This is a genomic window from Streptomyces kryoterrae (genome assembly GCF_054072135.1).
Genome location: NZ_CM133358.1, coordinates 8,790,842 through 8,802,878 on the forward strand (window position 1 = coordinate 8,790,842; position 12,037 = coordinate 8,802,878).

General features: G+C 70.5%; 15 protein-coding genes, 1 pseudogene and 1 riboswitch. Of the genes and pseudogenes, 8 read left to right on the top strand and 8 right to left on the bottom strand.

Annotated features, from left to right (window positions below; all coding sequences use genetic code 11):
* Positions 1–233 precede the first annotated feature (233 nt).
* Complete coding sequence (locus tag ACW4TU_RS39130) at positions 234–1,361, top strand: 8-amino-7-oxononanoate synthase (protein ID WP_457421279.1); 1,128 nt, start codon at positions 234–236, stop codon at positions 1,359–1,361.
* A gap of 70 nt (positions 1,362–1,431) precedes the next feature.
* On the opposite strand, the gene ACW4TU_RS39135 is transcribed toward ACW4TU_RS39130, so the two are convergent.
* Positions 1,432–1,653, bottom strand: a complete 222-nt coding sequence (locus ACW4TU_RS39135; protein ID WP_457421281.1) for a DUF397 domain-containing protein — start codon at positions 1,651–1,653, stop codon at positions 1,432–1,434.
* Between the two features lie 10 nt (positions 1,654–1,663).
* Positions 1,664–2,521 (bottom strand): helix-turn-helix domain-containing protein, encoded by an 858-nt coding sequence (locus ACW4TU_RS39140; protein WP_457421283.1) that lies wholly within the window; start codon positions 2,519–2,521, stop codon positions 1,664–1,666.
* Between the two features lie 212 nt (positions 2,522–2,733).
* Between ACW4TU_RS39140 and ACW4TU_RS39145 the strand changes: the two genes are divergently transcribed.
* Positions 2,734–3,195 (top strand): ATP-binding protein, encoded by a 462-nt coding sequence (locus ACW4TU_RS39145; RefSeq protein ID WP_457421285.1) that lies wholly within the window; start codon positions 2,734–2,736, stop codon positions 3,193–3,195.
* Positions 3,196–3,790: 595 nt separating this feature from the next.
* Here ACW4TU_RS39145 and ACW4TU_RS39150 read toward each other — a convergent pair.
* The 5 genes from ACW4TU_RS39150 to ACW4TU_RS39170 form a co-directional block, all read right to left on the bottom strand.
* Positions 3,791–4,006, bottom strand: coding sequence for a DUF6243 family protein (locus tag ACW4TU_RS39150; RefSeq protein ID WP_457421287.1), 216 nt, complete (start codon positions 4,004–4,006; stop codon positions 3,791–3,793).
* Positions 4,007–5,162: 1,156 nt separating this feature from the next.
* Positions 5,163–5,636: a C40 family peptidase gene (locus tag ACW4TU_RS39155; protein ID WP_457421289.1), complete on the bottom strand. Its 474-nt coding sequence runs from the start codon at positions 5,634–5,636 to the stop codon at positions 5,163–5,165.
* A gap of 3 nt (positions 5,637–5,639) precedes the next feature.
* Positions 5,640–5,819, bottom strand: a riboswitch (cyclic di-AMP (ydaO/yuaA leader).
* Positions 5,820–6,202: 383 nt separating this feature from the next.
* Positions 6,203–6,511, bottom strand: a complete 309-nt coding sequence (locus tag ACW4TU_RS39160) for a hypothetical protein (RefSeq protein ID WP_457421291.1) — start codon at positions 6,509–6,511, stop codon at positions 6,203–6,205.
* A gap of 7 nt (positions 6,512–6,518) precedes the next feature.
* A complete protein-coding gene (locus tag ACW4TU_RS39165) occupies positions 6,519–7,163 on the bottom strand; it encodes an ATP-dependent Clp protease proteolytic subunit (protein ID WP_457421293.1) in 645 nt (214 codons plus the stop codon).
* Between the two features lie 148 nt (positions 7,164–7,311).
* A complete protein-coding gene (locus ACW4TU_RS39170; protein WP_457421295.1) occupies positions 7,312–7,566 on the bottom strand; it encodes a hypothetical protein in 255 nt (84 codons plus the stop codon).
* On the opposite strand from ACW4TU_RS39170, the gene ACW4TU_RS39175 reads away from it, so the two are divergent.
* Positions 7,565–7,840 carry a type II toxin-antitoxin system Phd/YefM family antitoxin gene (locus ACW4TU_RS39175; RefSeq protein ID WP_457421297.1) on the top strand — a complete coding sequence of 92 codons (276 nt, stop codon included), beginning with the start codon at positions 7,565–7,567 and terminating at the stop codon, positions 7,838–7,840. The two genes, ACW4TU_RS39170 and ACW4TU_RS39175, sit on opposite strands and share 2 nt — an antisense overlap.
* Before the next feature lie 95 nt (positions 7,841–7,935).
* Here ACW4TU_RS39175 and ACW4TU_RS39180 read toward each other — a convergent pair.
* Positions 7,936–8,920 (bottom strand): annotated as a pseudogene (locus ACW4TU_RS39180) (ABC transporter permease).
* On the opposite strand from ACW4TU_RS39180, the gene ACW4TU_RS39185 reads away from it, so the two are divergent.
* The 5 genes from ACW4TU_RS39185 to ACW4TU_RS39205 all read left to right on the top strand — a co-directional run bounded on the left by ACW4TU_RS39185 (position 8,802) and on the right by ACW4TU_RS39205 (position 12,019).
* The gene (locus ACW4TU_RS39185) at positions 8,802–9,260 is read left to right on the top strand and encodes a TetR/AcrR family transcriptional regulator (RefSeq protein ID WP_457421299.1); all 459 of its coding nucleotides are present in this window, start codon (positions 8,802–8,804) and stop codon (positions 9,258–9,260) included. The pseudogene ACW4TU_RS39180 and the gene ACW4TU_RS39185 overlap by 119 nt on opposite strands.
* A gap of 8 nt (positions 9,261–9,268) precedes the next feature.
* Positions 9,269–9,565 (top strand): TetR family transcriptional regulator C-terminal domain-containing protein, encoded by a 297-nt coding sequence (locus ACW4TU_RS39190; protein ID WP_457421301.1) that lies wholly within the window; start codon positions 9,269–9,271, stop codon positions 9,563–9,565.
* Between the two features lie 111 nt (positions 9,566–9,676).
* Complete coding sequence (locus ACW4TU_RS39195; RefSeq protein ID WP_164316421.1) at positions 9,677–9,979, top strand: urease subunit gamma; 303 nt, start codon at positions 9,677–9,679, stop codon at positions 9,977–9,979.
* A 14-nt stretch (positions 9,980–9,993) separates the two neighbouring features.
* Positions 9,994–10,305, top strand: a complete 312-nt coding sequence (locus tag ACW4TU_RS39200; protein ID WP_164412501.1) for an urease subunit beta — start codon at positions 9,994–9,996, stop codon at positions 10,303–10,305.
* Complete coding sequence (locus ACW4TU_RS39205) at positions 10,298–12,019, top strand: urease subunit alpha (protein ID WP_457421304.1); 1,722 nt, start codon at positions 10,298–10,300, stop codon at positions 12,017–12,019. Before ACW4TU_RS39200 ends, ACW4TU_RS39205 begins: the two co-directional genes overlap by 8 nt.
* The last annotated feature ends 18 nt before the right edge of the window (positions 12,020–12,037 follow it).

Below are 12,037 nucleotides of genomic sequence, written 5' to 3' on the forward strand. Positions count from 1 at the left end.
TCCTGACGTATCCGACGGGCTGAGGGAAAGGAGGGTTCGTACAACAGAGGCGCTTCGACGTGTGGGTATTGCCACATCCTGGGTGTCGGGGGGTCCGGCTAGGGTCTGTCCGGCGGAGCAGGCCGCAGGGAAGCGCCGGTGCCTCATCAGACCCCGCGTCTGCGGCACGGTCCGCCGGACAGGCCCTAGGGTCTGTCCACTGCCTACAAACGTGTCGCTGCCCCGGAGGACTCATGGCGTTCGGCTGGATCGACGAGCAGGCCGAGGCGCGCCGGCGCGCCGGACTCGTACGGACCCTGCGCCCGCGCCCCGCCGACTCCCCGCTCCTCGACCTCGCCAGCAACGACTATCTGGGCCTGGCCCGCCACCCCGAGGTCACCGAGGGCGCGGCCCGGGCCGCCCGGCGCTGGGGTGGCGGGGCCACCGGCTCGCGGCTCGTCACCGGCAGTACCGAACTGCACGCGGAACTCGAACGCGAACTGGCCGGCTTCTGCGGGTTCGAGGCGGCTCTCGTCTTCTCCTCCGGCTACGCGGCCAACCTCGCCGCGGTCACCGCGCTCGCACCGCACGGTTCCCTCGTCGTCTCGGACGCGGGCAACCACGCCTCGCTGATCGACGGCTGCCGCCTGGCCCGGGGCACGACCCAGGTCGTCGGGCACGCAGACCCGGACGCCGTCCGCAAGGCCCTCGGCACGCACACCGGGCCCGCCGTGGCTGTGTCCGACGCGGTCTTCTCGGTCGACGGGGACGCGGCACCGCTGGGTGAACTCGCCGCTGTCTGCCGGGAGTTCGATGCCGGGATGGTGGTCGACGACGCGCACGGGCTGGGGGTTCTGGGCGAGGGCGGGCAGGGGTCGGCGTACGAGGCCGGGCTGGCGGGCGCGCCGGACGTCGTCGTGACCGTCACGCTGTCCAAGTCGCTCGGCAGCCAGGGGGGTGCGGTGCTGGGACCCGCCCCGGTGATCGAGCACCTCGTCAACGCGGCCCGCACGTTCATCTTCGACACCGGCCTCGCCCCCGCGGCGGCGGGCGCGGCCCTCGCGGCCCTCACCCTGCTGCGCCGCGAGCCCGAACGGGCCGCACGGGCGCGTGCGGTGGCACGTGATCTGCACACCCGGCTGACGGCTCAGGGGCTTTCGGCGGTACGGCCGGACGCGGCCGTCGTCTCCGTGCGCGCGCCGTCACCGGAGGGGGCCGTGCGGTGGGCGGCCGGCTGCCGGGCCGCGGGAGTGGGCGTGGGCTGCTTCCGCCCGCCGTCCGTGCCCGACGGAGTGTCCCGGCTGCGGCTGACCGCCCGCGCGGACCTGACCGAGGAACAGATCGCGCGGGCGGTACGGGTGATCGGCGAGAACCGACCGTAGATCCGTGGTGCGGGTGATCAGTGACACGCGACCATGAGTCGGCGGACCGCGGCCGTGCGTCGTAGGGCGATCACCGGAGCGCGGTGAGGAACCCCTCCCAGCTCTCGGGGGAGAAGAGCAGGGAGGGCCCCGCCGCGTTCTTGGAGTCGCGTACGAGCAGTCCGGCCCGGACTCCGGTGTCCGGACGGGCCGTCTCCACACAGTTGTTCGCGCCGGTGCTGTAGCTGCTGCGCAGCCATTGCACACCGGGCGGTTCGACGACGGACGGTACGTTCCGAGGCAGTGCGGACATTGGTGCCTCCTTACACGCCGTGATTCAGACCGGCGATGAAATCCAACGAATCCCCGGGCGAAAGGGCGTGGATCTGAAGGGTGTTGAAGGCCTCGCTGTAGGCCTGGAGGTCTTCTTTCCGTTCGAGGTAGAGGCTACTCATCATCTGGTCGAGAACAACCACATCCAAGTCAGAAGTGCTCGGAAAGGAGAAGATAACGAAAGGGCCGGTGATGCCGATGTACGCCCCTGCGGCGAACGGCAGGATCTGGAGTTGCACTTGGGGCAGCAGGGCCGCTTCCATGAGGCGCCCCAGCTGACGCGTCATCACCTCTGGTCCGCCCACTTCACGGCGCAGCACCGCCTCGTCGAGGACCGCGCTCAGCGCCAGCGGCGGATCCGAACGCAGCACGTCCTGCCGGGCCAGCCGCACCTCGACCAGGGCGTCGAGCCGTGTCTCCTCCAGGCTGTCCACGGCGGCCCGGGTCATCGCGCGGGCGTACTCCGGGGTCTGCAGCAGCCCCGGTACCACCGAGGTCTCCAGCGTGCGCATCGTGCTGGCCTGCGACTCCAGGCTGATGAAATCCCGGTAGGTGGGCGGCAGTACGCCACGGTAGGCGTGCCACCAGCCGTGCTGACCGCCGTCCTCGCCGCCCGCCAGCACGAGCAGCAGCTCGCGCGACTCGCCGTCCGGGACCTCGTAGGCGTCCAGGAGTAACCGGACGTCCGCCGGTTTCACCCCGCTCGCGCCTGTCTCGATCCGGCTCACCTTCGACTGGTGCCAGCCCACCAGACGGGCCGCCTCACCGCTCGTGAGACCGGCGCTGGCGCGCAACGCGCGCAGTTCGGCACCCAGTTTTCGGCGGCGCACCGCGGGACCGTACTGCATGGGCCACTCCTTACTCCTAATGAGCCGCCGAAATACGCTCTGGGGTCGCAGAGTTCACCGCTTCGAGCGACAGATATATGCATATCTTGGTGGATCGCACCCCGTGACCGGCGCGGGAATGGCAGTCTGGCGCGAAGCACCAGTCCGGGACCGTACTCGAACCAGCCGCTCCGTGTCGGGCCGCGGTCCTGTGGGAAAGGGACGACGTCGCCATGGCAGACCACCTGGAAGCATCCGTCACTCTGCCGAGCGATCCCGCCTCGGTCTCCGCCGCCCGCGCGTATGTGACCAACGTGCTGGCGGAATGGGGCTTGTCGGGTGACACCGAAGCCGCCGACAGCATCCGTCTGATCGTCTCGGAACTCGCCACCAACGCCGTACAGCACACCTTCGGGTTGTCACCCACCTTCACGGTGGACGTCGCCCTCGACCGTGACGAACACCTGCGCATCGGAGTGACCGACAGTCACCCGCGCTTTCCCAAACGCCTGCCCGCCGCCGTGCAGCAGGACAACGGCCGAGGGATGGTCATCATCCGCTGGCTGACCGCGGAGTCGGGCGGCAGACTGCGCGTCCACCCCACCCGCGAGGGCGGCAAGACGGTGTCGATCGAACTCCCGTGGACGGTCCCGGCCAGGCCCCCGGTGACGGCGCTCGGCCAGCAGGAGCCGTAACGGTTCGCCCCTGTGCCAGGCTGCCGCTGCCGTGCGCGCGGCCGAACGCGCCCCGCAGCAGGGCTGGTGAGTTCGAGCTTCTCGGCAGGCGGGACAAGCTGCGGATGTGCTGACCCGTGCCCGTGCCCCGTGGCCCCGTGGCCCCGTGTCATCGAACCCTGAGCGTTGCCGGCGAAGTGTGAGTGAGGGGGTTGCCGGGAGCCTCCGGCCAAAAAAGGCTGATCTGGTCTGACCGCTCGCGGCACCACGTACCCGACGCCGTGTCGGTGCTGGTCGTGCTGCTGCCGACGCGTTCCCGGGTGCGGCAGGCGGTTGAGCGGTCGCCGTTGGACAGATGCCCGAGTGCGGCGAGGAAGTCGCGGAAGGCCCGGTCGGTGCGGGGGGTGTCGCGGTGGCGTCGAGGTCCATGCGGTTCGGGGTGGTGGCGGCGACGGGGCCGCCGAAACTGCGGCTACCCCGGGTGGTCTGCCGAGAGGCGGGTGGGTCGGCCCAGAGCTGAGCGCGACCGGCGGCAGCCGGTACGGCAGCAGGGCCCGGACCGCGCGTCGCGGTCCGGGCCCTGCCTCGTGCGGTGCCGCCCTGCGGCGGCGGTACGTCAGCTCTGTGCGGTGTCGTCGCCCGTCTGCCCGGCGCCCTCGGCTGCGCCTGTCTTCTCGCGCATCTTGCGCACCAGCTCCGCCTTCTGGTCGGCCGCACCCTGGCGGTCGAGGTTGCGGTGCGGACCGTTGTTCTGCCGTTCGGCGCGGGACAGCTTCTTGCGCTTGCCACCGCCCATGCCCACGGGGTTGTTGATGTTCTTGCTCACGGTCACGGGTTCTCCCGGTTTTGATGTGAAGAGATCTACGGATTCATCGGTGGGGGACGGGCGGCGACATCGAAGGACGTCAGCAGGGGCCCATCACGCTCTCACTCGTAGATCGGCGCCTGGAAGAACATGACAAAGACGTTACCCGGTTCCGTCGGCACCGCACACCAACCCTTTCGCCGCCCGGCGCCGGCCGGGCCTTCGACCAGCGCCCGGGCTCAGCCGTCTCCCTCCGGGGATCTCAGCACCCGCCGGTGGTCGCCGCCGCCCGGAGTAGGCCCAGACGGGCGTTACTGGGCCAGGCCGACTCCTTGAAGTCGTTCGGCCAAGAGAGTCCGAGATCGATCCGCTCACGGAAAGCGGGCACTCTCAGTTCCGCCCATCGGAGTGCCGCTCCCAGACGCTCCTGGCCCGGTTCAGTTCGGCGAGCCGCCGCCGGCCCAGTCTCCCCGGTCAGGAAGCAGGACCGGTCCTCTCCCGGCAGGCCGGGGTCGCGTACGCCTTGGGGATCACCGGCGGGCTGCTTCCGCGCACCGCGCTGGCCGTCGCCGGTGTGGCCGCCGTACTCACGGCGGTGCCCGCGCTCTTCCGCGCTGCAACTCCTTGGCCGGGCTTACGTGTTGTGCCTCGGGGCGCGGACGCTGTGGTCGCTCCGAGAGCCCGGGGCGGCGGTGGCCGACCAGGCGCGGACCGCCATGCGTTCGTGGCGGCAGGGCTTCGTCACCAGCGCGCTCAATCCGGAGGCGCCCATCACGTTCCTGAGTCTGCTGCCGCAGTTCGTGCCGGCGGACGGTCCCGCGCTGACCCGGACGCTGTTGCTCGTGCTCGCGCTGATCATCGTGGCGCTGGCCCCGATGGGGTTTCCGGCGGTGGCGCTCCTGGCGCCGGGCTGCAAGGCGGCTGACGGGCGTCGACGCGGAGCGTCGGCAACCGACGACGACGCGGCAGACCGGCGTGTGACACCCCGTGTCTGCGGCATGATCCGCCGGACAGGCCCTTGGCCCGTCATCGTGGTGCCGGTGACCGTCTCGACGCCTGATCCGCCGGACAGACCCTTGCGCGCTGCTCCTGCTGGAGCCACTGCTGTCGCTTCTGCCGCTGTGAGACGGGTCCCGGGCCGGGACGGCGGCTTGGCTACGGCCGCCGTCCCGCCCCGGGGAGGTCAGCTGACCCGGCCGTACCAGACGCTCTTCGTCCAGATCTTCTGGAGCTTCACGACTTCCCCGGTCTTCGGGGAGTGCCAGATCTTTCCCTTTCCGGCGTAGATGCCCACGTGGTAGACGTTCGAGCCCGAGTGGAAGAAGACCAGGTCTCCGCCCCGACGGCTCTTGGCGGCTATGTGCTTGGTCTTGTTGTACTGAGCCGCCGCCGTACGAGGCAGGGACTTGCCCGCCTTCTTGAACGAATACTGCGTGAGACCGGAGCAGTCGAACCTCTTCGGTCCCGCGGCGCCGTACTTGTACGGCGAGCCCTTCTTGGAGGCCGCGATCTGAAGTGCCTTCGTCGACGGTGCGATCGCCGCGGCTTCGGTTGCGATGCCGGGGATCACCAGGGTGCCGCCGACGGCGGCGAGGGTGAGAGCCGAGGCCGTACCGGCACGGGTCATCAGCGACGGGACACGATTGAGCGCAGACATGCGTAACCCTTCGTCAGCCGCCTGTGAAGGATGACCTGTCGGATTCGGGCTGGCGAAGTTGCCCGGCCGCTGACGCGGCTTCACCCCAAGGGCTGCTCGGCCCGGTCATGGCGTGACCGTTCCGGCGACCCGTCGTGCCTGGGTCCTCCACTCCTGCCGGTGCACATCTGTCGACCGGTCATCCGGGCGGCGGCAGGACTCGGCGTCCGCCCGGATCGCCCCGCCTCTTGTGGCGGGGGCTTGTCGTCAGGAAGGGATCTTGGCTCATGGAAGTAGGAAAATCCCAATGGAATCGGGGCTTTGTGGCGTTACTCACCGCTGGCCCATTCGGGTGGACACCCGTACCCCCGGACGACTTTCGAAGGGGGCGCGCACCCTCGGACCAGCGCTTGAGCGGTCTCGTTTCGGTTACGAACTACGCCCGTCGCGCAAGCCGAACGGGTTGATCGAGGGAGCCGCGACTACTCCAAACGGGGGATGCTGTGCAGTCACTTCCCGCCCCGTTCCGGACGGTCGGGCGCCGAGACGCTTCGGCTCGCCCGGCGCGGCTCCGTCGACCGGGTGGGTCAACTGGCGGGCTCACGCGGAACGGTGACACGCGCCGTGCGGCGCTCCCCGTCGAGGACACGCAGCGCACGCGCCAGCGTAGGGGCGTGCACCTCGGCCTCGCCCCGCTGATGCATCAACTCCAGCGCGTCCCGCAACGCCACCGCCTTAACGACCAGCGCCTGCGCGGCCCGCAGGCCGCGGTACGTGTCGCCGTGGTAGGCCGGGTTGATGCGGCCGAGCAGATCGGCCACTTCGAGGTAACGGTCGATCAACTCGCCCTCCGCGCGCGTCAGTGCGGGCAGCGGAGGCAGTTCGGGCGGAAGCATCGGCGGCTCACCTCGTGCCGGGGGCGGGGGGCGAGGACTTGCGGCTGGGCACGATCCGGTCCACCAGGCCGTATTCCAGGGCGGCTTGGGCATCGAAAATCTTGTCCCGCTCGATGTCCGCGGCGACCTGTTCCGGGCTCTGTCCGGTGTGCCGTACGAGCAGTTCCTCCAGCAGGTTACGGACCCGGCCCAACTCCCGGGCCTGAATCGCGAGATCGCTGGCCTGTCCATGGATCGGCTCGGACAGCGAGGGCTGGTGGATCAGCACCCGAGCCCCCGGCAGCGCGCTGCGCTTGCCCGGCGTGCCCGCGGCCAGCAGCACGGCCGCAGCGGAGGCCGCCTGCCCCAGGCAGATCGTCTCCACCTCGCAGGTGACGAACTGCATCGTGTCGTAGATCGCCGTCATCGCGCTGAACGAGCCCCCAGGGGAGTTGATGTAGAGCGAGATGTCCCGGTCGGGCGCCAGATATTCGAGATGCATGAACTGGGCCATCACGTCGTTCGCCGAGGTGTCGTCGACCGGCGTCCCGAGAAAGACGATCCGTTCCTCCAGGAGCTTCGAGTACGGGTCCAGTGTCCGGCTCCCGGCGCTGGTGCGTTCGGTGAACTCGGGCAGCACGTAACGGGCTGACGGGTCGTCGCTGTCCTTCATGGCGCGCGCCTCCTCGGTGGCTTCCGTAAAAAATGTACAGGACGTACAGAGTCTGGCGCGAGGACTCCGTGAGGTGCTCGCTGACAGCGAAAACCCCGGGGAGCACGCCGCGCCACGGGGTTTACGGTCCAGTCCGCGGGTGTGGGGGTCAGATGAGCGGGGCCTCGTCCGGTCTGCCGTAGAAGGTGAGCGCCGGCCAGCCGCGGGATACGGCGATCTCGTTGAGGGCGTCCGCGATCTCGACCGGGGTGATCATGTGCTGCGCGGCGGCCTGGATCTTCAGGCTGAAGGTGAGCTGGAGGTCCGAGTCGGTCCAGGGTCTGTCCGGCGCGGCAGGCCGCAGGGAGGCGAAGCCGAGTGCGGTCGGCCCGATCCGCCGGGCAGGCCCTAGGCTGGAACACATGGCCTACGAGATTCCGGTGACGCAAGCCAGGGCTGAACTCGCCGACCTGATCAACAAGGTGGTGTACGGCGGTGAGCGCGTCGTCGTGACGCGGCACGGCAAGCCTCTCGTCGCCCTGGTCTCCGCGGCCGACCTGGAACGCCTCGACGAGCTGGACGCGGCGGAGGAACACGTCGTCAGCGCGGTCTCCAGCGTCAGGGAGGTCGCTCCCGCGCCTGTCGAACGGCAGAGGTTCGGCATCGCGGCGGAGCATCGCGGGTCCGGAGCGCGCTGATCGGATGGACGGACGGGCCTGCGGGTGAGGGATGAGGGGGACCGCGCGAGAAGGACCGGGTGCCCCCATCCGGTGAGACGGGGGCACCCGGGCGGTCAGGGCAGCAGGGCGGGTTCCCGCTCGGCGGCGGCCGGCACCGGCTCGCTGTGCCCGCCCTCCGTACGGCGCTTGAGCGCACTGCCCAGCAGTACCGCGCCGAGGCCGAGCACCGCCCACCAGCTCAGGGTCAGGGTCAGGGCGGGGTCCAGGGCCGCCGCACCGTCGAAGAACGACACCGAACGGAGCAGGGAGGCGCCCGCACCCGGCGGCAGCACTGGCCGATCGTGCCGACCGGGTCGGGCAGCAGCCGAGGGGCGCTGGGAGCGCCGGAGAACGGGTTGCCGGCAGGACGACGGTCAGGCCGCCGAGGCCGATACCCGCGGTGCCCAGCAGCGCGGCGAGTCCGGCACCCGCGCCGCTCACCGCGAGCGTTGTCGGTCCCAGCGCGCCGGCGTCGGCCCACCAGTCGCCGGTGAGCACGCCGAGCCGGCTGTGCGAGAGCGCGGCGGCGACGGCACCGACCAGCGCGGCGGCGGCGAGCAGTGCTCCGGCCGCCCGCACCCCGCGTAGACCGAGCACGGTGTCCACGGCACCGGCGAGCGCAGCGGCAGCACGCTCGCACCGAAGGCGGCCCCGTGCGGGTAGCTCGCTGCGGCGGGGACGACGTCGACGGTCCTGACCCGGGTGCCGGATCCACCGGACCGCGCCGCCTGTTCGGTCACCGCCTGGCTGGAGCAGTTGGGGGACGGCGGGGCTCGCGGCCGACGCGGTGAGCAGCTCGGGGCCCTGGGCGGTGACGACCACGGCGCCGTATACGGTCCGGTTCTCGATGGCGTCCCGGGCGGCGGCCTCGTCGGCGTAGCGGCGGATCTCGAAGGCGCCCTCGCGGTCGGAGAGGCCCCGCTCCACCTGCGTGGCCGCGGTGGCCGGGCCCGCCACGCCGGGCGGCAGGTGGCGGGGAGCCGTGCGGGCGGCGGGCCAGGCGAAGGCCCAGAGCGCCGACGCGACCAGGACGGGGACCAGGACGATGGCGGCGATCATGTGGCGGCGGTGCCTCTGGGCGCTGCCGGTGACCGTAGTGGCCCCGGTGCTCGCGGCGGATGTGGCGGACATGGCTTCCCTCGAATCCAAAAAGAAGGATCCTTCGATGCAGGACGTGCTCAAGGAGGTCGACCTCTCCGCCGGGGCCGTCTACCGCTACTTCAGCGGCAAGGAGGAGCTGATCGCCGCCGTCGTCACCGAGATGCTGCAGGAGGCCGGGGACGCCTTCGGGACCGCGGGTGAGCAGGACCCGCCTCCGCCGCCGGACGTGATCGTGGGTGAGGTGATGGGCAGGATGCCGGGCCGGCGCACGAGGGGGCGGCCGTCTTTCCCCGCCTGATCGTCCAGGTGTGGGCCGAGACGCTGCGCGACGGCGAACTGTCGAAGGTGCCCAACGAGGGCTACGCCAAGGTCCGCGAGCGGTGGGTGCGGCTGGTCGAGCGCTGTCGGGACGCCGGGATGACGCGTGCCGACGTACCGGCCGGGAGCGTCGCACGGACCGTGATCGCTGCGGCCCAGGGCTTCATCGCGCAGATGGCCCTCTTCGGCAACGCGCCGGTGGAAGTGCTTCAGGAGGGTCTGCGCGGTCTGATGAGCTTGGGTGGGCCCGCTCCGCGTGACCCGGGTGGATCACAGGCCGGTTAACGTCCTTGAAACCCCGGCCAACTAGCGTGCCCATCTCGCCACCAGCGGTTTTGGTGGCATCGGGCAACCGGACCCCGCACGGTCCGGAGCGAGGATGTGAGGTGGGAAGCCGTGCAACTGACCCCGCACGAGCAGGAGAGGCTGCTGATCCATGTGGCGGCGGACGTGGCCGAGAAGCGCCGGGCCCGTGGGCTCAGACTGAACCATCCCGAGGCGGTCGCGCTGATCACCTCGCACATCCTCGAGGGAGCCCGTGACGGACGTACGGTCGCCGAGCTGATGTCCTCCGGACGGACGCTGCTGGCCAGGGAGGACGTCATGGAGGGCATCCCCGAGATGATCCACGACGTCCAGGTCGAGGCGACCTTCCCGGACGGCACCAAGCTCGTCACCGTCCACGACCCGATCGTCTGAGGGGAGGGGCTGCCGTGATTCCCGGAGAGATCCTGTTCGCCGACGGACCCGTTGTGTACAACGAGGGCCGCGAGGTCACGTCGATGACCGTGCTGAACGCCGCCGACCGGCCCGTCCAGGTCGGCTCCCACTACCACTTCGCCGAGGCCAACCCCGGCCTGGAGTTCGACCGCGCGGCAGCGCGCGGCAAGCGGCTCAACATCGCCGCCGGCACAGCCGTGCGCTTCGAACCGGGGATCCCCGTCGACGTAGAACTCGTTCCGCTCGCCGGCGCGCGCATCGTGCCCGGACTGCGCGGGGAGACCGGAGGTGCCCTCGATGCCTGAGATCTCGCGTGCCGCGTACGCCGACCTGTTCGGCCCCACCACCGGCGACCGGATCCGGCTCGCCGACACCGACCTGCTGATCGAGATCGAGGAGGACCGCAGCGGCGGTCCCGGTCTCGCCGGTGACGAGGCCGTGTTCGGCGGCGGCAAGGTCATCCGCGAATCCATGGGCCAGGCCCGCGCCACGCGCGCGGACGGCACCCCGGACACGGTCATCACGGGCGCGGTGATCGTCGACCACTGGGGGATCGTCAAGGCCGACATCGGCATCCGCGACGGCCGCATCACCGGCATCGGCAAGGCGGGCAACCCCGACACCATGGACGGGATCCATCCCGACCTCGTCATCGGTCCGGAGACCGAGATCATCGCGGGCAACGGCCGGATCGTGACGGCGGGTGCCATCGACGCGCACGTCCACCTGATCTGCCCGCAGATCGCCGACGAGGCGCTCGCGTCGGGCATCACGACCCTCGTCGGCGGCGGTACGGGCCCGGCCGAGGGTTCGAAGGCGACGACGGTGACCCCCGGCCCCTGGCACCTCGCCCGGATGCTGGAGGCGATGGAGCAGTACCCGCTCAACTTCGGCCTGCTCGGCAAGGGCAACACCGTCTCGCACGACGCGATGCTCTCCCAGATCCGTGGCGGCGCCCTGGGCCTGAAGATCCACGAGGACTGGGGCTCGACCCCGGCCGCCATCGACGCGGCCCTGACCGTCGCCGACCGCACGGGCATCCAGGTCGCCATCCACACGGACACCCTCAACGAGGCCGGTTTCGTGGCCGACACGCTCGCGGCGATCGCGGGCCGGGGTATCCACGCCTACCACACCGAGGGTGCGGGCGGCGGGCACGCGCCGGACATCATGTCCGTGGTCTCCGAGCCGCACGTCCTGCCGAGTTCGACCAATCCGACGCGGCCGTACACCGTCAACACCGCCGACGAACACCTCGACATGCTGATGGTCTGCCACCACCTGAACCCGACGGTGCCGGAGGACCTGGCGTTCGCCGAGTCACGCATCCGGCCGTCGACGATCGGGGCGGAGGACATCCTGCACGACCTGGGCGCGATCTCGATCATCTCGTCCGACGCGCAGGCCATGGGGCGGGTCGGCGAGGTCATCATGCGGACCTGGCAGACGGCCCATGTGATGAAGCGGCGGCGGGGGGCTCTGCCCGGCGACGGCAGCGCCGACAACCATCGAGTACGTCGCTATGTCGCCAAGTACACGATCAACCCGGCCCTCGCACAGGGCCTCGCGAGGGAGATCGGCTCCGTGGAGACGGGCAAGCTCGCCGACCTCGTCCTCTGGGAGCCCGCCTTCTTCGGCGTCAAGCCGCATCTCGTCATCAAGGGCGGGCAGATCGCGTACGCGCAGATGGGCGACGCGAACGCCTCGATCCCGACTCCGCAGCCGATCCTGCCCCGGCCGATGTTCGGGGCGATCGGGCGGGCGCCGGCCTCCAACTCGTTCAACTTCGTCGCCCAGTTGGCGATCGACGATGGGCTGCCCGAGCGGCTTCAGCTCGGCAAGCGGTTCGTGGCGATCGAGTCGACCCGTGCGGTGACCAAGGCAGACATGCGGGAGAACGACGCGCGTCCGGACGTGAAGATCAACCCCGACAGCTTCGCCGTGCACATCGACGGGGAGCTGGTCGAGGCCACTCCGGCCGCCGAACTGCCCATGGCTCAGCGGTACTTCCTCTTCTGACGAGGAGGTTCTGAGAGG

Bases quoted from the DNA above. Each gene is read 5' to 3' on its own strand.
- ACW4TU_RS39165 (WP_457421293.1), bottom strand. From the start codon at position 7,163: ATGAAGGACAGCGACGACCCGTCAGCCCGTTACGTGCTGCCCGAGTTC.
- ACW4TU_RS39170 (WP_457421295.1), bottom strand. From the start codon at position 7,566: ATGTGTTCCAGCCTAGGGCCTGCCCGGCGGATCGGGCCGACCGCACTC.
- ACW4TU_RS39160 (WP_457421291.1), bottom strand. From the start codon at position 6,511: ATGCTTCCGCCCGAACTGCCTCCGCTGCCCGCACTGACGCGCGCGGAG.
- ACW4TU_RS39145 (WP_457421285.1), top strand. From the start codon at position 2,734: ATGGCAGACCACCTGGAAGCATCCGTCACTCTGCCGAGCGATCCCGCC.
- ACW4TU_RS39140 (WP_457421283.1), bottom strand. From the start codon at position 2,521: ATGCAGTACGGTCCCGCGGTGCGCCGCCGAAAACTGGGTGCCGAACTG.
- ACW4TU_RS39155 (WP_457421289.1), bottom strand. From the start codon at position 5,636: ATGTCTGCGCTCAATCGTGTCCCGTCGCTGATGACCCGTGCCGGTACG.
- ACW4TU_RS39175 (WP_457421297.1), top strand. From the start codon at position 7,565: ATGGCCTACGAGATTCCGGTGACGCAAGCCAGGGCTGAACTCGCCGAC.
- ACW4TU_RS39135 (WP_457421281.1), bottom strand. From the start codon at position 1,653: ATGTCCGCACTGCCTCGGAACGTACCGTCCGTCGTCGAACCGCCCGGT.
- ACW4TU_RS39205 (WP_457421304.1), top strand. From the start codon at position 10,298: ATGCCTGAGATCTCGCGTGCCGCGTACGCCGACCTGTTCGGCCCCACC.
- ACW4TU_RS39130 (WP_457421279.1), top strand. From the start codon at position 234: ATGGCGTTCGGCTGGATCGACGAGCAGGCCGAGGCGCGCCGGCGCGCC.